The 18211-nt window shown below is 57.9% G+C and carries 21 protein-coding genes and 1 pseudogene; 5 read left to right on the top strand and 17 right to left on the bottom strand.

The features are described from left to right. Positions 1 to 27: 27 nt before the first annotated feature. Entirely contained in the window at positions 28 to 477 is a 450-nt protein-coding gene (locus tag ACEN84_RS03785; protein ID WP_413708675.1) for a Rid family hydrolase, read from the bottom strand. A 96-nt stretch (positions 478 to 573) separates the two neighbouring features. Next, a complete protein-coding gene (locus tag ACEN84_RS03780; RefSeq protein WP_413708674.1) occupies positions 574 to 1410 on the bottom strand; it encodes an alpha/beta fold hydrolase in 837 nt (278 codons plus the stop codon). Between the two features lie 28 nt (positions 1411 to 1438). Here ACEN84_RS03780 and ACEN84_RS03775 point away from each other — a divergent pair, with 28 nt between their 5' ends. Continuing rightward, on the top strand, positions 1439 to 1609 hold the full coding sequence (locus ACEN84_RS03775; protein WP_354541227.1) for a hypothetical protein: 171 nt from the start codon (positions 1439 to 1441) through the stop codon (positions 1607 to 1609). Between the two features lie 302 nt (positions 1610 to 1911). Here ACEN84_RS03775 and ACEN84_RS03770 read toward each other — a convergent pair whose 3' ends face one another. Beyond that, complete coding sequence (locus ACEN84_RS03770) at positions 1912 to 2334, bottom strand: winged helix-turn-helix transcriptional regulator (RefSeq protein WP_130279733.1); 423 nt, start codon at positions 2332 to 2334, stop codon at positions 1912 to 1914. A 95-nt stretch (positions 2335 to 2429) separates the two neighbouring features. Here ACEN84_RS03770 and ACEN84_RS03765 point away from each other — a divergent pair, with 95 nt between their 5' ends. Continuing rightward, positions 2430 to 3158 (top strand): SDR family oxidoreductase, encoded by a 729-nt coding sequence (locus tag ACEN84_RS03765; RefSeq protein WP_130279734.1) that lies wholly within the window; start codon positions 2430 to 2432, stop codon positions 3156 to 3158. 372 nt (positions 3159 to 3530) lie between these two features. Beyond that, on the top strand, positions 3531 to 4238 hold the full coding sequence (locus ACEN84_RS03760) for a MipA/OmpV family protein (RefSeq protein ID WP_413708673.1): 708 nt from the start codon (positions 3531 to 3533) through the stop codon (positions 4236 to 4238). 17 nt (positions 4239 to 4255) lie between these two features. Here ACEN84_RS03760 and ACEN84_RS03755 read toward each other — a convergent pair whose 3' ends face one another. Genes ACEN84_RS03755 through ACEN84_RS03710 form a run of 10 tightly spaced genes read right to left on the bottom strand, consistent with a single transcriptional unit; the run spans position 4256 to position 12976 of the window. Beyond that, positions 4256 to 4588, bottom strand: coding sequence for an EamA family transporter (locus ACEN84_RS03755; protein ID WP_413708672.1), 333 nt, complete (start codon positions 4586 to 4588; stop codon positions 4256 to 4258). A 26-nt stretch (positions 4589 to 4614) separates the two neighbouring features. After that, the gene (locus ACEN84_RS03750) at positions 4615 to 5787 is read right to left on the bottom strand and encodes a GNAT family N-acetyltransferase (RefSeq protein WP_413708671.1); all 1173 of its coding nucleotides are present in this window, start codon (positions 5785 to 5787) and stop codon (positions 4615 to 4617) included. Beyond that, entirely contained in the window at positions 5768 to 6583 is an 816-nt protein-coding gene (locus ACEN84_RS03745) for an alpha/beta hydrolase (RefSeq protein ID WP_413708670.1), read from the bottom strand. Before ACEN84_RS03745 ends, ACEN84_RS03750 begins: the two co-directional genes overlap by 20 nt. Then, on the bottom strand, positions 6573 to 7448 hold the full coding sequence (locus tag ACEN84_RS03740) for a fatty acid desaturase family protein (protein WP_413708669.1): 876 nt from the start codon (positions 7446 to 7448) through the stop codon (positions 6573 to 6575). Before ACEN84_RS03740 ends, ACEN84_RS03745 begins: the two co-directional genes overlap by 11 nt. Further along, positions 7445 to 7795 carry a permease gene (locus ACEN84_RS03735; RefSeq protein WP_112717107.1) on the bottom strand — a complete coding sequence of 117 codons (351 nt, stop codon included), beginning with the start codon at positions 7793 to 7795 and terminating at the stop codon, positions 7445 to 7447. Before ACEN84_RS03735 ends, ACEN84_RS03740 begins: the two co-directional genes overlap by 4 nt. Continuing rightward, positions 7792 to 8745: an arginase family protein gene (locus tag ACEN84_RS03730; protein ID WP_413708668.1), complete on the bottom strand. Its 954-nt coding sequence runs from the start codon at positions 8743 to 8745 to the stop codon at positions 7792 to 7794. Before ACEN84_RS03730 ends, ACEN84_RS03735 begins: the two co-directional genes overlap by 4 nt. A 4-nt stretch (positions 8746 to 8749) precedes the next feature. Next, positions 8750 to 10162, bottom strand: coding sequence for an aspartate aminotransferase family protein (locus ACEN84_RS03725; protein WP_413708667.1), 1413 nt, complete (start codon positions 10160 to 10162; stop codon positions 8750 to 8752). A gap of 12 nt (positions 10163 to 10174) precedes the next feature. Then, a complete protein-coding gene (locus ACEN84_RS03720; RefSeq protein WP_413708666.1) occupies positions 10175 to 10963 on the bottom strand; it encodes an MtnX-like HAD-IB family phosphatase in 789 nt (262 codons plus the stop codon). Continuing rightward, on the bottom strand, positions 10950 to 12317 hold the full coding sequence (locus ACEN84_RS03715) for an ATP-binding protein (RefSeq protein WP_413708665.1): 1368 nt from the start codon (positions 12315 to 12317) through the stop codon (positions 10950 to 10952). Before ACEN84_RS03715 ends, ACEN84_RS03720 begins: the two co-directional genes overlap by 14 nt. Next, on the bottom strand, positions 12314 to 12976 hold the full coding sequence (locus ACEN84_RS03710; protein ID WP_413708664.1) for a response regulator transcription factor: 663 nt from the start codon (positions 12974 to 12976) through the stop codon (positions 12314 to 12316). Before ACEN84_RS03710 ends, ACEN84_RS03715 begins: the two co-directional genes overlap by 4 nt. A gap of 458 nt (positions 12977 to 13434) precedes the next feature. Between ACEN84_RS03710 and ACEN84_RS03705 the strand changes: the two are divergent. Then, positions 13435 to 14727 (top strand): annotated as a pseudogene (locus tag ACEN84_RS03705) (TadE/TadG family type IV pilus assembly protein). Positions 14728 to 14990: 263 nt separating this feature from the next. On the opposite strand, the gene ACEN84_RS03700 reads toward ACEN84_RS03705, so the two are convergent. From ACEN84_RS03700 to ACEN84_RS03685, 4 genes are all read right to left on the bottom strand, one after another. After that, entirely contained in the window at positions 14991 to 15218 is a 228-nt protein-coding gene (locus ACEN84_RS03700) for a hypothetical protein (protein WP_165402660.1), read from the bottom strand. A 96-nt stretch (positions 15219 to 15314) separates the two neighbouring features. Beyond that, positions 15315 to 15815, bottom strand: a complete 501-nt coding sequence (locus ACEN84_RS03695) for a fasciclin domain-containing protein (RefSeq protein ID WP_413709037.1) — start codon at positions 15813 to 15815, stop codon at positions 15315 to 15317. A gap of 169 nt (positions 15816 to 15984) precedes the next feature. Next, the gene (locus ACEN84_RS03690) at positions 15985 to 16422 is read right to left on the bottom strand and encodes a DUF3429 domain-containing protein (RefSeq protein WP_203431355.1); all 438 of its coding nucleotides are present in this window, start codon (positions 16420 to 16422) and stop codon (positions 15985 to 15987) included. Then, positions 16419 to 17432, bottom strand: a complete 1014-nt coding sequence (locus tag ACEN84_RS03685; protein WP_413708663.1) for an NAD(P)/FAD-dependent oxidoreductase — start codon at positions 17430 to 17432, stop codon at positions 16419 to 16421. The genes ACEN84_RS03690 and ACEN84_RS03685 overlap by 4 nt, the downstream gene beginning before the upstream one ends. A 124-nt stretch (positions 17433 to 17556) precedes the next feature. Between ACEN84_RS03685 and folE the strand changes: the two genes are divergently transcribed. Continuing rightward, positions 17557 to 18168 (top strand): GTP cyclohydrolase I FolE, encoded by a 612-nt coding sequence (gene folE, locus ACEN84_RS03680; RefSeq protein WP_413708662.1) that lies wholly within the window; start codon positions 17557 to 17559, stop codon positions 18166 to 18168. Positions 18169 to 18211: the final 43 nt, after the last annotated feature.

The raw sequence follows: 18211 nt of genomic DNA, 5'->3' as shown, positions 1-18211 counted from the left end.
GCAACGCTTCGAGCGACTGTTGTCTTATCAGGCGACCGTGGCGTCGAGCACCGCGCGGAACGTGATCTCGACGATCTGCTCGGGGAAGGCGAGCGCACTCACTCCGATCAGGTTGCTTGCGACGGACGGAGTGTCCGTGCCGTACATCTCCTTGCGGACCTTCGATCCGGCTGCGAATGCACTCGCGACGTCGAGGACAAAAAGCGTCTCTTCGACAACGTCGTCGAGAGTGGCACCGAACTCAGAAAGAAGCTTCTTGGCGTTCTTATAGCTCTGACGTATCTGCGCCTCCATTGGCTCGAAGTCGACAGGACGGCCTTGCGCGTCAAGGGTGGCTGGCGCGACCATCTTGCCGTCGCCGTCATGGCTTGACTGTCCAGAAATGTAGATCGTATCCTTGACCTGGACAGCCTGCGCGTAGCCGAAGGTTTGCTCCCAGGCAACGCCAAGGTTTGCGATTGTCTTTGTCGTCGTCATCACAGTTTCCTATCGATATGCAGCGCGCTCGCGCGTGTGGACCAGCAATCCGAAGACGGCGGATGCGAGGGAGCCCGCACCCGCCGTCAATGCCGATCAGGCCCGGATGAAAGCCAACAGATCAGCGTTGAGAACGTCGGCGTTGACAGTCAGCATCCCGTGAGAGAAGCCCGGGTAGGTCTTCAGCGTGCCGTTTTTCAGGAGCTTGACGGATTTGTGGGCGGAATCTGCGATCGGGACGATCTGGTCGTCTTCGCCGTGCAGAACCAATGTCGGAACGCTGATATTCTTCAGGTCTTCGGTCTGGTCGGTTTCCGAGAATGCCTTGATGCCGTCGTAATGCGCTTTTGCGCCGCCCATCATGCCCTGACGCCACCAGTTCTGGATCACGCCTTCATGCACAGTCGCGCCATCGCGGTTGAAACCGTAGAATGGACCAGCCGGCACGTCGCGGAAGAATTGCGCACGGTTTGCCGCAAGCGCCGAGCGAAAGCCGTCGAACACCTCCATCGGCAAGCTTTCGGGATTGGCCTCGGTCTTGACCATGATCGGCGGAACGGCGGAAACGAGAACTGCTTTGGCAACACGACCAGAAGGTTCGCCATGCTTTGCGACGTAGCGGGCAACCTCACCGCCGCCGGTGGAGTGACCGATATGGACGGCATTTTTCAGGTCCAGCGCCTCGACCACTGCAAAGGCATCGGACGCATAATGATCCATGTCGTGGCCGTCCGACACCTGGGCCGAGCGCCCATGGCCGCGGCGGTCATGGGCGACGACGCGAAAGCCCTTCGAGAGGAAGAACAGCATCTGCGCGTCCCAGTCGTCGGATGAAAGCGGCCAGCCATGGTGGAACATGATCGGCTGGGCATCCTTCGCTCCCCAGTCCTTGTAGAAGATTTCGACGCCGTCTTTGGTGGTTATAGTGCTCATGAACTCGTGTCCTTTGCTGGAGACTGTGGTGGGATCGATGGTGGCTGCAAGGCCGGAAGCGCGTGACATGGCTGCGAGCGTGACTGCGGCGCCTGCGCTCATCAACACGTTCCGGCGTGTGATCGATGTAAAGGCTTTCGTCATCGTGCGTCCTGCGATTTCCTTTTTGAAACTCTCAGGCGAAGACGTCTTCGTCTGACAGGTGCGATATTGCCGCCAGAACCGCGGATCAACAATTGATTGAATAGTGTTGAGTTTGTTGCGTCTGGCGAAACAATCCGCAGCCTCGGCCAGATCATGCGTGGAAGACCCGACGTCAGGAACGTCACCGCCGACCCTGAATCTGCGATGCACCGGCCGGACGCGAGCGCGCACCGTCGTAACGACACAGGCAGCTGGGCTTGGCTTCGTTGCTCACGCGAGGCAGGTTGTGAAAGCGCTGCGTCCCTCAAGGCCCTGCCAGCCACAAAAGGCATGTCGGCGATACAAGGCGCCAAGCGATCAACGTTTGCCGTTATCGTAGTCGTGCTGCGCTTGCTCCAGCTCGGGACCGTAGGTCATGGACCATGTGTAAAGGGCTTCGAACGGTTGCTGAAGGGAACGGCCAAGCGAAGTGATGGTATACTGCACCCCGACCGGTGTCGTCGTGGTCAGCACTTCACGACGGATCAGACCGTTGCGCTCCAGGCGCTTCAACGCGTCGGCGAGCGCCTTGTGCGTGATCCCGTCCAGACGCCGCATGATCTCGTTGAACCGCGACGGCCTCGAGCAAAGAACCGTCAGGATCAGCACCGACCATTTGTTGGCGATCTGCTCCAGCACCGGGCGCGCCTTTTCTACGTTCAGTAGTGCCTCGGCTGCGGCAGCTTTGTGTCTTTCAGCAGAACAAGGCTTAACCGGAAAACCTACGTCGGTCCTTCGCATCGATATACTCCATGATATCTGCTTTACATATAGTGCGTAATTGACCGTAGGTATAGAGTTTATATCTTCTGCCCATCACTATTGATGGAGTTGATGTGATGAGATTAGCAAACAAGATTTCCCTCGTAATCGGCGGCGTTGGCGGTATCGGCGGGGCCATATCGCAAAGGTTTTCCAGCGAGGGCGCAACGGTCTACGCAACGAGCCGTAAGAGCGCAGAGACACAGACGGAGCCTGGCGGCACCGGCACCATCCACGCCCTTAAGGCCGATGCCGGAAACAATGCAGATCTCCAGCGCGTCTTCGAGCAGATCCGATCGGAGCAGGGCCATATCGACGTGCTTGTCGTCAACGCCGGGCTTTCAGAACACGCGCCTCTCGGAGCAATTTCCGAGGATCACTACGATCGAACGTTCGGCCTGAATGTCCGGTCTCTGCTGTTTGCGGCGCAAGGTGCCATTACCTTGATGCAGCCCGGGGCAACGATCGTGCTGATTGGCTCGATTGCCGGCGATATCGGCACCAAGGGCTATGGGGTCTATGGCGCGACGAAGGCGGCAGTCCGTTCGCTCACACGCACATGGGCCAACGAACTCGCTCCCAAGGGGATACGTGTCAACGTCGTAAGTCCTGGCCCAACCGATACCGCGATGATGGCTGCAGCCTCGCAGGAAATTCGAGACGCACTGTCCAGGATGATACCGCTTGGGCGGATGGGCAAACCTGAGGAGGTGGCGGCCGCGGCCCTGTTTCTGGCCAGCGACGAAAGCAGCTTTACGACAGGCGCGGAAATAGCCGTAGACGGAGGCATGGCACAGGTCTGATGCCCATCCCTGTTATCCGCCGGAGACAAACTCGGCGCTAAAAAGCGCGCGAGCCATCAAAGGACCTCTTCCAGTGATGATGGGTGCATCATCACTGGAAGCAAGGCCCAGGTGAGGCGCTGTCTGCAGTGGCTTTTTCCTGCGGGACAAGCCCAAACACAGACAGGCCTTGGGTTCGACCGCCCGCCTGCTGCTTGACTCCTGCAAGCAGGAAGGCACTATCGAGTGCGTGCGTCAGTATCTGGTACAGGCATGACCGGCATCAGTCGATTGGTTCAAACAAGTCTTGTTCTCACACTCCTTCTTCCGGCTGCCACGGTAAGGGCATTTGCTGGAGATAAAGCGGCCGTTGCATCACCGGACAGCTGGGTCGTGACGCTCGGCGCCAGCATCGAATATGGCCCGAAATTTCCCGGATCGAGGCATGACGGTTTCAGCGCCATCCCGTCGTTCGATATCAGGCGCTTTGACGAACCCGATGAGCCGGGTGCTCCCGACGACAGCATCGATTATGGCCTTATCGGTCTTGGCGGCTTCGAAGCTGGGCCAGTGCTCGGTTTTCGCGATTCTCGGTCCCGTTCCGACGACCAAAGGCTCGCCGGTCTTCATGCGGTTCATTGGGACGTGGACGCCGGCGTCTTTGCGCAATATTGGGCAATACCAGACGAGCTGCGTATCCGCACCGAAATCCGCCAGGCGCTGTCGAATGGCAGCGGTCTGGTCGCCGATCTCGGCATCGACTGGTTCCAGTCGTTTGGCGACAAGTGGCTGCTTTCGATAGGACCGCGCGCATCATTCGCCGACGGCGCCTACATGCGCAAATACTTCTCTATTTCGTCAAGCGAAGCAGCCCAGAACGGGGTTTGGCCCGCTTTCGATGCCACCGGCGGCCTGAAATCGGTCGGACTTACCGTTTCGGCGTCTTGTGACGTGACGCCGACCCTGTCGCTGCAGCTCTATGACCGGCTCGAGAGACTGACGGGCGACGGCGCCGACAGCCCGATCACCTCGAAGCTCGGCGACGCGAACCAGAACATCATCGGCATTTCATTGAACAAGGCCTTCGGCGTCGGCTTCTGACCCGATACCTTCGATTTTCAATGCGATGGCACGGCCGTTGCGATGCACCAGATGCCGATCAGGATCAGACCGCTGCCTGCAAGCTGGAGCACGCTCACCGCCTCGCCGAACGCAAGCCAGGCGACGGCCATCACGAAGACATAGCTGATGGCCGAAAGCGGGAAGGCCCTGCTGATATCGAGCTGTGACAGAACTGTCATCCAGATAGCAAAACAGGCGATCTCAGCAGCGATCGCCGCGAAAAACCAGGGAGACGACAGGATGTGAAACAGCCACTCGCCGTGGGTACGAGCCGCCTCTTCGGCGCTGCGTTTCAACAGCAGCTGCTGGGCTGTGTTCAATAGCGGCACTGCCAACCATATCGGCCGGATCGCATTCACGTCATCACCTCGGCACCGTCATCGCCACTGAGGAAGGGCGATACGGTCTTCAAAACAAGCTGAAGGACCGCATTGCGATGGCGAAAATACATCGCATTGGCCGTCAGGCTGCTACCGAGCCGGACCTTATTGCGATAGTAGGCCTGACCGCTTTGGTAGCGACCGATACGGTGCCTGAGGCAATATTCGAGGTTGGTGAACCAGCTGAGATAATAAAGGTTGTGGGCCCTGCCCCGAGGGGCATCCATGCAAAAGAACTTGTCGATGAGCCTGGACCCGTCACAAACCATGACATTGACTGCCAGCAATTCGTCTTCGACGAAATACATCGTGCAGAAGGACCGGCCGGGCATCCCCTTCAGCAGACCCTGGAAATAGGCAGGCGTCAGCTCTTCAAACTGCCATTCGCTGCGTTCTCGCGTCTCCAGATAGAGTTGCATCACGCGAGGCAGCCATTCGCCGAAATCGCTGCGATATTCGACGCGCACGGTACCGCGGCCCCGGAGCTTGCGCCGCATATCCTTGCGCGTTCCCCCCGACAACCTCGAGAGATAGTCATCGAGCGTATCGAAGTCGATATCAAGGAACGCTGTCGGCATGCTAGCGATCTCAGCATACCCGCCGTCAGACAAAACGCGCGTCACACCCAACGGCAGCGGTAGCGCCAGATCCTTCATCGCGATCAGCGAACAGCCCTCGGCCTGCGCATGCGCTTCGAAAGCGGCGAGAAGCTGCGCAAAGAGCTGTGGCCGGCGGCTTTCGGAGATCCGCGGATGAAAGCCGATCATGCCGGTTTCCGTGCAGGGCGAACCAAGGCAGGCCAGGCGCAGCGTCAGAAATTCGGGGAAAAGGCAACGGATCCTGCCCACCGAACGTCTGATGCGGCCGGGCTGCAATGTCGTTTCGAGCGCGTAGCGGCACAAAAAGGCGGGCATCGCGGCAACGATCTCATCGTCTTCGCGCAATACGACATAGCGAAAGTCGAAACCGGCAATGCCGGCGTCCTCCACCACCAGCAGATAGTCATAGGTCTCGATCTCTTTCGAAAAGCAGATGTTCCAGGCGTGCCTGTCCAGCATACGGATGCTCGAAAGCACTGATGCGACTGGTGAAGGTCCGCCGGATCCGGCATGCTCGGCTGTGTCAATCTCAAGCGCTTGCTGCTGCATGTTCCGCCTCGAAGAATTCGGCTGTCATGTCGGCCACATGCCTGTGCTGGCGATCGACATGGATCATGTGATAGCTGTCATCCAGCCAGCGAAGCTCGCGACGCCCGCCGATATTGGCTGCGATATACTGGGCGTGCGACGGACCGCTAAGGTCGTCTTCACGTGAATGAACGATCAGCGTCGGCGTTCGCATGTCAGGAAGCCTTGCCTTGAGTGCTCTTCCAAGTTCATGCATCTCGATGAGACCGCGCCCAGGGAAGGTCTCGAGCATGCCCTCGCCGTTCATGCCTGCCACCATGCGACGCATTCGCTCATCCTTGATGCCGAGCGAAGGTGTTTCGCGAAATTTCAAGCGGCCGATAAAGGGGATAAACGATATCCAGCGGATATGCGGCGAAAACAGCGCGTAGTACCGGGGCACATCCCAGCCGTCGTAATGAAAGCAGGGAGAATAAACGGCAACGGCGCGGATCGACATCGGATTGCGCTCTGCCGCCATCATCGCGAGCTTTCCGCCAACGCAGATGCCGGCGGCAAAGACTGCGTCGCACCGCTCGCCCATGAGGTCACTGGCGGCCTCGACACTGTCGAGCCAGTTCTCCCAGCGCGACTTGCGCAGCACCGCCTCGTTCTCACCATGACCGGCCAAGAGCGGCGCATAGACGCTGAAGCCGCGGCGATGGAGTTGCCGGGCGACCAGCCGCATCTCGGCAGGGGCCCCCGTCAGGCCGTGGACGAGGACAATGCCCCTGCCATTCGTGCCCTCGAGATAGAAGGAAAGTCCCTCAGCCGGCATCGGGAAATTCCCCCGGCTGCCGGTTTTCCTTCGCCATGAAGCCGAGCGCATGGCAGGTGCTGATCACATGCGTGCCGGCCGCAGCCTGGTCCTGCTTGATCTGCTCGTGGAAATTCTTCAGCTTGGTCCAGTGGGTTTTCGGACGATAATGATGTTCGGCGTGATATCCATTGGCGAACCAGAGCCAGTTGTAGAGCCTGTTGTGGCTGCTGACGCCCCAGGCGATCGGTTCGTCAGGGTCGCCGTGCAGATGCTCGTAATAGCCATTCAGTGACGAGAGGCAATTTCCAAGATAATAGAACGGTAGAAAGAACAAGGCAGCCTTCCAGTCGTAGACCAGCGCCAGAAGCACGAAGGCGCCAACGCAAACCAGCTCGAAACGCCCCCATCTTGCTTCGGCCGGCCGTTTGCTGGCGATCGCGCGGTGAATGTCACCGATGTCGTCGCGAAAGAAGCTCAGAAACGTGTAGGAAAGGACGTTCTCCGGCTCGCCGTTCTTGCCATGCTTGTAGATCGACAGCATGTCGATCGTCTCGCCCCTGTCGTTGGGCCGGTCGCTATTGCCGGAGTGATGGCGCATGTGCACGAAGTGATAGTAGGTCTGCGAAAAGCCGATCGTCACCGATTCCAAAAGGCTGAAGAGACGGTTCATCCATCTCGATCTGAAATAGGGCGTGTGAATGAAATTATGCGAGACACTGTTGATGTTCCAGGATATCGATAGAGCATAAAGTGACCCAAGCGCCGCCGACAGCCAGAGCGGTCGGCTCTCAAATCCGGCAATCAGGTCGATGTTGAAGGCCAGATGCGCCATTGCGGCCAGCACCGGAACGATATCCCATTTCGAATAGGCGAAGATTGTCATAGTCCCGTCGCTCCAACACAGACCACGCCAAAGGTCACCAGGGCGATGCCCAGGACATGGCGACGATTGATAGTTTCCTTGAAGACGATCCCGCCCGCGAGCGCGATCGCCGCATAGCTCAGCGCCATCAGCGGAAAGGCGACCGACAGCGCCACTTCCTCAAGCACGCGCGTCCACATTACCAGTTCGACGGCCCAAAGGAGGATGCCGAGCCAGATTACCTTGTTGCGCAGGTCCGCAAACAGCGCGCCGGTGGCGCCGCGCTTGAAGCAGATCTCCCGGCCGGTTTCGGCCAGGATGCAGAAGACGATGACCCCGGTCGTCCATTCCGAAAGACCCCCAATCATGGCATCAGCTCCGACAACACCTCCAGCAGCGCATGGTTGGCGGCACTGTTGATGTTGCGCACCGCCGCCTTGTCGCGTCGCCGCAACGGCTGATCGATCAGCACTTCGGCCGTCTTCATTGCACGGGTATAGAGATTGCCGCTGTAATGCGGAGTTGAGTAGTCACCGGTAACATCGGCGCCGATGACGCGATATTTTTCACCGATCTCGCTCAAGAGCCAAAGCACGTAGGGAAGCCGCATATGGCCCTGATCCCAGTTTGTCACCGCATCGGCATTCGTCAGCACGTCCTTGTCGATGGTAATGTAAACCGCCTCGGTTTTGATACGGCCGAGCAACCGGTCGAGGAAATTGGCCTCGCCGAGTTCTGATATCGACTGCCAGTGCAGCGCACCGTCGATCTGGCTGAAGCTCGCTCCAGACCCGTAGCTTGATGTCACCCTGCTCGGTGGATGGTCATAAGGATAGAGTTCCAGCCGTCCATCGGTCAACGGTACAAGATTGGCGCCCTTTTTCTCGGGCGACTTCAGATCGTGACTGCAGACGCCGAGGGTAATCACCTTTTCGACGAGCGGCTGCTCCAGCGCCCTGTTGACCCAGGAGCCGCAATGCATGCCATCGCCGAAATGCACCCAGTCGGGGTGATTGTCGATATGGATCAAAGTCACGGGCCGGCGGGCACGCTCCAGCGCTAGCGACAGCAACAGTGCCGTCACGTGATGGAAATCGCCAGAACCCATGAAACAGAGCCGCGATTGATCGCCCGACGGCGACCCTATCCGTGCCAGGCTTCTCCTAAGGGCATCGAGCGCGCGGCGCCGGCCCCAGAGCCTGACTGCGCGCCCGCATTCCTTGTCGCTGACTTCGTGCGCGCCTGCCATTATGCAAGACTGCACAAAATCGGGCTGCAACTCCAACGCATCATCGAGATGAAGGAGAAGCAGTTGCACCGGACTATCTCCGTTCCGCGCGAGTGAGGAGCTGGTCGAGCAGTGAAATTGCAAGCTCGATCTCGTCATGGCTGATCATCAGGCTTGGTGCGAAGGTGATGACGTTCTTGTGGTAGCCGCCGACATCGAGCACCAACCCATATTTGCGACCGTCGACGACGAGATCGCCCTTCATGCCTTCGTCGCACATCCAGTCGAGCGTCGCCTTGTCAGGCGTGAAAGCATCGTCCCTGCAAATTTCCATCCGCAAGGCCAGGCCTAAGCCGTCCACCTCGCCAACGATCGCATGTTGCGACTGCAAGTCTTTGAGACCCTCGAGGAAATGCGCACCCTTCTCCATGACGCTGGCGCCAAAGTCATTCTCCGAAACCATCTTCAGCGTCTCCAACGCGACGGACGTGCCCATCGGGTTGCTTGCAAACGTCGAATGGGTGGAACCAGGCGGAAAAATGGTGGGATTGATCATCTCCTCCTTGGCCCATATGCCAGAAAGGGGATTGAGCCCGTTGGTAATGGCCTTGCCGAACACAAGAACATCGGGCGAAACACCGAAGTGCTCGATCGACCACAACTTGCCTGTGCGATAGACGCCCATCTGGATTTCGTCGACGACCAGCAGAATGCCGTGATCGTCGAGGACCTTCTTCAGCTCGACGAAGAAGTTCATCGGTGGGATGACATAACCACCCGTGCCCTGAATCGGTTCGACGTAGAAGGCGGCATATTCCGACTTTCCCGCCTTCGGATCCCAGACGCCATTATATTCGCTTTCGAACAGACGGGCGAACTTCTGGACGCAATCGTGACCGTACTCTTCCTTCGACATGCCCTTCGGGCCACGAAAGTGATAGGGAAATTCTATGAACTGCGCCCGCTCGCCGAAATGGCCGTAACGGCGACGGTAGCGATAGCTGGAGGTGATCGAAGTCGCACCAAGCGTTCGGCCGTGGTAGCCGCCTTCGAAGGCAAACATCAGGCTTTTGCCGCCAGTGAAATTGCGGACGATTTTGAGCGAATCCTCCACCGCCTGCGAACCGCCGACGTTGAAATGCACGCGGCCCTTTGAACCGAACTTTTCTTCCATATCTCGTGCGATCAGTGCGGCGAGTTCGACCTTCTCGCGATGCAGATATTGCGAAGCGATCTGTGGCAAGCGATCAAGCTGGCGATGCGCAACCTGGTTCAGGCGCTCGTTGCGGTAACCGAAATTGACAGCCGAGTACCACATCTGCAGATCCAGAAATGGCGTTTCGGCTGCATCATAGACGAAGGAGCCCTCACAGGTTTCGAAGAATTTCGGCTTCTCTGTATAATGCACTGTATCGCCGTGCGAGCAGTAGGTCTCTTCGAGCAGACGAAGTTCGTCTTCGCCAATGACCGGCGCGCGGGTGGGAGCAAGTTTCAGGTTGGAACGCATGAGGTCCTCTTGTTACGCTGATTTCTTCACCGGCAGTGCGGGGCGCCGGCGCGAAGGGATTGAAAGAATGCTTGCGAGAGACCGCTGAACATCGGCGAAACTGTCGTAAGGGAAGAATTCGATGCCCCGGGAGCGGCAATAGTCAGCCAAGTTTGACTTGGCGAAGACAACCGGTGCCTCGTTCGAGACACAAAAGTCGCTGCGTCCATCGCCAATGTAGATGTAATCGACCGAGGGGCTGACGACCGCGCATTTGCAAACGCCGGAGCCAGCGTTGCAGCCGCTGCTGATCGCGGGAAAATCGAGATCGTATGCCGATTTCGAAAGCTCGTCGCCCTCTCGGAGCCTGTTTGCAATCACGGGTATGGAGGCGATCTGATGGCGGCGAAGGACGCGACGGATGAAATAGTCAACGCCGTCGCTAACCACGCTCAAGCCGAGCCCGGCGTTGTCGCAGAACCGCTTGAAGGCAATAAAATCGCTGTCGATCTCGACAGTGTCGAGAAAGGCGTTCAGCTCGGCGCGCGTTGCCTCGATCAGCCTGATCTGGCGCTGCATGCATATAGCCGACGTGATCTTGCCGCTGACCCATTGATCCTCGATCGCGCGCCATTCCGGGCGCGCATAGCGCTGGAGCACGAGGTCGGTCACGTCCTCCTTCGATATCGTTCCGTCAAAATCGCAAAACACCTGCATCGCGTGCTCCGTCAAACGTCTGAGGACACGTCTAGAGCGGCGAACTGAAAGCAAGATGAGGCGAAGATGAAATGAAACTGAATTCGGCGCCTCACGCGCCGACAATGTCCAGATCGACCCTTAGGCCCCGTCCCCATTCCGAGGTCCCGAGGCTGAGGGCGATCTCCAGCCGATTGGCGATATCGGCAACGATAGGCAATCCCAGTCCGGCGCCATCGCCGGCGCCCGTATCGAGGCGGTTGAAGCGTTGAAACGCCGCCTCTCTTTGGTCTGGCGGAATGCCAGGACCGCTGTCCATGATGGAAAGCCGCCAGCCGCGCTCGCCGGGCTCGATCCGCACCTCGATCTTTCCGGCATCGCCCGAATACTTGATCGCGTTGTCGAGGAGGTTGTCGATCATGATCCGAAGGAGGGCCCTGTCTGTCTGGACCAAGGCCTCCGGCGCACCTCTAAGGCCGACATCGAAATGGCGTGCATTCAGCAGTACGGCAAAATCGGCAAGCGAGGCGGAAGCGATGTCACGCAGCGACACGGAGCCGAGCTGCAGCGGCTGGTGACTGACCCGCGCCAGGCGCAGGAGCTGTTCAATCAAGTGCATGGCACGCTCGTTGCTGACCACCAGATCCTTCAAAAGCGCTCGCCGCTCATCCTCTGAATCGGCCCGGTCGAAGAGCTGCAGCAAAAGCTTGATGCCGGCCTGTGGCGTGCGCAGCTGATGGGCTGCAAGATCGGAAAAGCGCCGTTCCATCGTCAGCGACCGGCCAAGCCGGCGCAGGAGGTTGTTAAGCGAATGGACAAGCGGCGCAAGATCCCTCGGCAGACCGGAAGTTGCGATCACCGAAAGGTCATCGGGCGTACGCGTCCGGATTTGCGATACCAGCTCCTTCATATTGCTGAGCCCGTTGGTGATCGCCATCCAGATGATGACGGCGATCACAGGGATCAGCACGACCAGCGGGAAAGCCAGGTTGAGAAGAATGTTCTCGACCAGGCCCTCGCGAAGATTGATTTCTTCAGCAACCTCGATGGAAATATCTGTATCAGGGATCGGCAGGGAATAGATCCGCCATCGTGCGCCGTTATTAACGGTCTCTGAAAACCCGGCCTTGAAGCGGCTGAGCCCGGCTGGAAAGGCATTGCTGCTGGCAAAGGCGAGCGTATCGCCCTTCCAGGCACGGAACGAGTGCGCGTCCGCATAATCGTCAGCGTCCTCGTTCAGAGCCAGCTGATTATCCATGTTGAAATCCAGGTCGGGTACCTGGATCGTTGGCCGGTTATCGGGCCGGGTGAGCGGATGCTGCATCAGGGACCACAGGACGTTCGCGTCGTTGATCAACTGGGCATCGTAGATGTTGTCTATTTCTCGTGTCGCGCTGCGATAGGCGAAGAAACCGACGACAGCGATCGCGACGATCAGGGTCGGCAGGATACGGGCAAAGAGCCGTTGGGTAAGGGTCACTGCCGGCGCTCGACCATGTAGCCGACACCACGGATCGACTGTATGAAATCAGGGCCAAGTTTCTTGCGCAAATTATAGACCGTCACTTCGATCGTGTTGCTCTCCACGGACACCTCAGAATCGTAAAGGGCATATTCGATGTCGCTTTTCGTGACGTAGCGGCCGCTGCGCTCCATCAACAGGCGCAGAAGATGGAACTCCTTTGCGGGCAGGTGAAGTTGAACCCCATCGCGACGCGCAACCATCGCGGCCGGGTCAATCTCGACGTTTGCGCAACGGATGACCGTTTCGTTGCGCCCCTGCCTGCGGCGCAACAGCGCGCGGATGCGCGCCAAAAGCTCATCCAGATCAAACGGCTTCGTCAGATAATCGTCGGCTCCCTCGTCCAGGCCGGCAACCCGGTCGCGCACACTGTCGAGCGCGGTCAGCATGAGAACGGGGATGCCATTGCCACTCTGGCGAAGAGCCCGCAGCACATCAAAGCCACTTGCCTTCGGCAAGTTAACATCCAGGACCAGCGCGCCGTAGTCATTGTCTTTGAGGACATGGAGCGCCGTTTCGGCATCACGGAACCAGTCCACGCCATAAGCATGCTTCTCAAGTGCCTTTTTCAGGGCCGACCCAAGAATGTCGTCGTCCTCGACCACCAGTATACGCAATGGAACGTCCTTGCTGCTCCCTGTCAGATCGGCTTATGTTCTCTCGAAATGAGGCTGAAATCCGGCCTGAGATTGGCCCGTACCGAAGATGCAGCCCGGCTACTGTTCAGGCGCTGGAACCCGCCGTTCATAGCGGAAATGATAGGTTTTAACGGCGGGCAAATCGCGAGCGGATCTGTTTGGCGCAGGGGTCGGGCCCTGTCGGCCGGACTGCACCGACTGCCTCGTGGGAGCTAACCGGCCTTTCGTTCCAGAACGCTTTGGCGCGCATGATATCGTGTCGACATGTCCTTGTGGGTCTGCCGCGTAACGGCGGCCACACGACCATCGCGGGCTGCGACGCCTCCGGCTTTCGCGTATGAGATGTAAGCATTTGAAATTGCTTTACCAAGCCGGTTAGCGGGACCTTAAAGGCAGGGTGCTAGAAGTCGCACATGTCCTCTTTGGTCCGTTTGTGCATGATAAAGACAGTTAGGCGCATCTTCGCATGCCGTTCGGGAAATTTCGGGTTATTGACGGCAATCCTGATCACGCCCCTGGTCGGGGCCGCCGGCATGGCTATCGATTTTTCGCACGCGCTGGAGATTCGCACCCAACTCTTTGACGCTGCCGACGCTGCAGCGGTCGGCGCCGTCGCGGAAAAGTCTTCGGCCGTTACTCAGGCCATGGCGATGCCGGCTGACGGCTCCATATCTGTCGGCGAGAGTGAAGCGCGCAAACTGTTCACGGGACAGATGTCGGGAGAAGCCGCGTCGCTACCGATCGACCTGTCAGTGACAGTAACGCGCAACTTGAACAAGGTCACCTCCAACATCGCCTTCAAGACATCAATCCCGACGACCTTCATGGCGATATTTGGTAAAACCAGTATTGAGGTGTCGGGTACCGCCAGCGCCGAATATCAAACCGCGTCCTTCATGGATTTCTATATCCTCATCGACAACACACCTTCAATGGGTGTCGGCGCTACGGCAGCTGATGTCACCAAGATGCAAGCCAACACATCCGACAGTTGCGCCTTTGCCTGCCACGATATCGCAAGCGGCAACAAGAGCTATTACAATCTGGCAAAGTCGCTCGGAGTGACCATGCGTATCGACACGGTTCGCCAGGCGACCCAGCAGTTGACGACGACGGCGAAGAGCACGCGCGTCACGAGCAACCAGTTCAGAATGGGAGTTTACACCTTTGGCACCAAGGCCGAGGATGCGAAGCTCACCACCATTTCAGATCCCACCTACGATCTGGATCAAGTTCGTTCATACACAGATGCCGTCGATCTCATGACCATTCCAAGTCAGGGATACAACAGTGATCAGACAACAAGCTTTGACAGTGCTCTGACGCAGATGAACACCATCATCACCACGCCGGGCAGCGGCAACACGTCCGCTGACCCGCAGAAGATCCTGTTTTTCGTGGCGGACGGCGTCGGCGACAGCTACAAGCCATCCACTTGTACCAAGAAAACGACCGGCGGTCGCTGCCAGGAGCCGATCGACACGAGTTTCTGCGCTCCTTTAAAAGCGCGCGGCGTCAAGATTGCTGTCCTCTACACGACCTATTTACCGCTTCCGAAGAACAGTTGGTACAATACCTGAATCTCGCCGTTCCAGAGCCAGATTCCTGCTAAAATGGCGGAATGTGCGTCCCCTGGCCTCTATTTCGAAGTGACACCGACCGACGGCATCGCGGATGCAATGAAAGCTTTGTTCCTCAGGGTTATCAGGCAGCCGCGCTTAACGTCCTAGTGATTGCGGTCTGATGGTCGATCCCCTTAAGTCGGCTTTGCCGTGCAGCTTGCTCGATCAAAGGCGCCTTGTAGTGCGCATGTCAGTCGCCAAGGTCACGAGAGACAGCACGACTGTTAGTGGCGCGTATTTCGAGGCTTGGCAGAGGAAGAACCTTTAGACCTTCCCTGCTATCGACGATGAAGCCCGACCGTGTTCTTGAGTATGCGATCGAACTTTTGCCGGGTGTAGCCGAGATCGTAAGCCGCCTTCGAGTTTGGCGCTCAAAGCCGGTGTCGGCCGAGTAGCCAGAAGGTAAAAACGACAATCGGCATCAAGGAGAGCGATGCCAGCTGCCACAACCCGTCGCTCGAAACTGACGTCTCGTCATCGGCTCCCAGAAACACTGTCCCTCCCAGGAACACCAAAATTGCGACAACGGTGGCGGCCGGCAGGCCGTACATTATCCAATGATTGGTCCGGTTGCGATCGTCGCCATCTCCCATGAGCAATCCCTTCTCCTCGGGCATAAGGCGGCCGTTTGCAGACCGTCGCGGACATCGACAGGGACGGTAGCCGGGCTGCGACACGCAGCCCGGCAATTCACATCAGGATTTCGGAAGCAGAACTTTATCAATAACGTGGATGACGCCATTTGACTGTTTCACGTCTGCGATGGTCACGGTCGCAGTGCCACCGGTCTCATCGGTGAGGGTGATCTTTCCCATGTTTTCCTTGGCCTTGATCACACAACCTCCGACCGTCTTGATGTCATGCTCGCCGCCATCGTCCTTGATCATCTTCGCGACCGTGCTTGCCATTGCTTCGGCAGCAACCACATGACAAGTGAGGACCTTTGCCAGCTTTTCCTTGTTTTCGGGCTTCAACAGCGTCTCGACAGTACCCTTCGGAAGGGCGTCGAAAGCTTCGTTGGTCGGCGCGAACACCGTGAAGGGCCCCTTCCCTTCCAGCGTCTTTACCAGCCCGGCCGCTTTGACCGCAGCGACCAGGGTCGTGTGGTCTTTCGAATTGGAAGCGTTCTGGACGATATTCTTGTCTTCATACATCGCCGCACCGCCGACTTTAGGATTGGCAGCGTTAGCACCCATAACTCCCGCCAAACCGATTGATAGTGCGACAGCCGAAGTTACCAAAAGCCTGTTCATGATGGTCTCCTCTCGTTGCCGGTCTCTTGCCCGGTCGCCTGTCTACGCATCCTCACGATTTCGGTTTGATTTTTTTCAAGACGCGTCCCGGTCGCCACATAAAGCGATGCGATCACCTCGATATGTTGAAACCCGCGTGTATCAGCACGACAACATAGGACAGAACAACGAGTGCCGTGACTCTTGAGCGCAGCCGTAGATACCAGCGGAGATCTGCACGATCAGACAAGAGCGAGAAATCGCAAGCGAGAAGCACGAGGTAGAGCGCCATCTGGATCGAAAGACCGAGCGCGGGTGATCCGATCAAAACGCTTGCAAAGGAAGCCAACGCCAACACGTTACTTAGCACAATGATACCGAGACCAGACGCCGAAGCCTGCGCGCCGCCCCACAACGCTCCGGCCATGAACGCTGCAATAATGGACCCGTAAGCAGCAAAAAGTTGCGAGGCCGCGCCGACTTGAAGGATTACTGGCAGTACGAGCAACCAGAATGGCAGCGCACCCAGATAGGTGAGGACCGTCGAAACGCCGCGTACCGTCGCTTTCATTCCCGTTCTCCGATCGCTGCGAGGATGGCATCCGCAAGCTTCGAGCCGCTCATGAATGCTGCCTCGACACGACCTCCAATACACCAGTCGCCACAAGCGCCAAGCTGATTGCCTTCATCGAGGAGAAAAGGCTGGCCGGCAGCCTCTATGACGTCGGCATCGCGCCAACGGTGAATGACAACTGTTCGAGTTTCGGCCGGCTTCAGGGGCATATGACGCTTTAAAGCCTCAACCATCGTCCGGCGCACGATATCGAGCGATACATCGATGTTGGCGTCCGCCCATGACGCCGTTGCGTTGACGACCAGGGTCGGGGACGATGCGCGACCTGGCTTAGTGTGATTACGAGCGATCCAGCCGATGACAGGATCCGACAGCCAGGCAGCCTTGAATGGCAATCTGGCATCGTTTAGCATTCTCATCATCAACGTGAAACAGCCACTCATTGTGACCCCCGTCAATGTTCGATGGTGCGAGAACAGCTCAGGCATCAGCATGGCCGCCTGTCGGGCAGGCGCTGCTACGACCACCCAATCAAATGGCCCATGCGAGGCATGACCAGCGTTGACATACCAGCTACCGGGTTTGCCTGTAATTTTGCCCGCAGACGTATGCAGCCGGAGATCAAGACCGACCGACATTGATTTTGCGAGAGCGTCCATCCCTGGAATAGCGACGTACCGTGTGGGGTCCAAGGCAGCCGTTTTCGGTAAACCACTGTCCGGTAAGGTCATGGGAGCGCAGGTCCAAACAGCGACCAGGCCGGCCTCACAAGCTGCCTTCACCTGCCTGGAAAAACTTGCATCACGCACTGTGAAATACTGTGCGCCATAGTCGAACGAGCTGTTATCGACCCGACGTGTCGCCATCCGGCCGCCGACGCCTCTTTCCTTTTCGAAAACCGTTACGTTCGCGGACTTCGACAGCGATCGGGCGCAGCAAGACCGGCCATTCCCGCACCAATAATACCAACGCGTTGCATCGCGACCATATTCGTTCGCCGTAATCAATGACGGTTCACTGTACGGTTCTGCGCCGAAACAGATCAGAAACCACTGTTCAGCTCAACGCCTGTTTGATCCACCTGTGCTTGGTCAGCGTAACACCAGCCTGACAGATTGAGGAGAAAGTGAAATGGACGCGGTGGTGACCAACAGCGAGCTTACGCCAGATCCGCAACGGCCGACCCAATTGGAAGTAGAAGCGGCCGTGCGTACGTTGATCCGTTGGGCTGGCGATGATCCGTCACGCGAAGGGCTAATGGAAACACCAAGACGCGTGGCAAAGGCTTATCGCGAGCTCTTCTCGGGGTACGATGTTGAACCTGAAGACATTCTGGCCAAGACATTCTCAGAGGTCGGTGGGTACAGTGACATGGTCCTCGTCAGGGATATAGAGTTTCATTCGCACTGCGAGCACCATATGGTCCCGTTTCATGGGGTTGCCCATGTTGCTTATATTCCCGATCATGGAGTTCTTGGACTGTCAAAAATTGCAAGGCTGGTCGATCTCTACGCCCGCAGGCTTCAGACGCAGGAGACGATGACGGCTCAGATTGCGCAAGCCTTGGACGAGAGCTTAAGACCCAAAGGTGTCGCCGTGATGCTTGAAGCTGAGCACATGTGCATGGCAATGCGCGGGATCCAGAAAAACGGCGCCAGGACCATAACCACGTTCTTCACCGGCCAGTTCCAGATGTTTGCGTCAGATCAGGCGCGCTTCATGCAGCTGGCGCGCCAGCGATAGAGGGGGTCTTGGGGCGCACGTAACATTGCAGCATGCGCAGCGA

The sequence above is a fragment of the Rhizobium sp. Rhizsp82 genome (assembly GCF_047325115.1).
In the GTDB taxonomy this organism is placed as follows: Bacteria; Pseudomonadota; Alphaproteobacteria; order Rhizobiales; family Rhizobiaceae; genus Rhizobium.
This window is presented reverse-complemented; position numbering and strand designations above follow the sequence as displayed.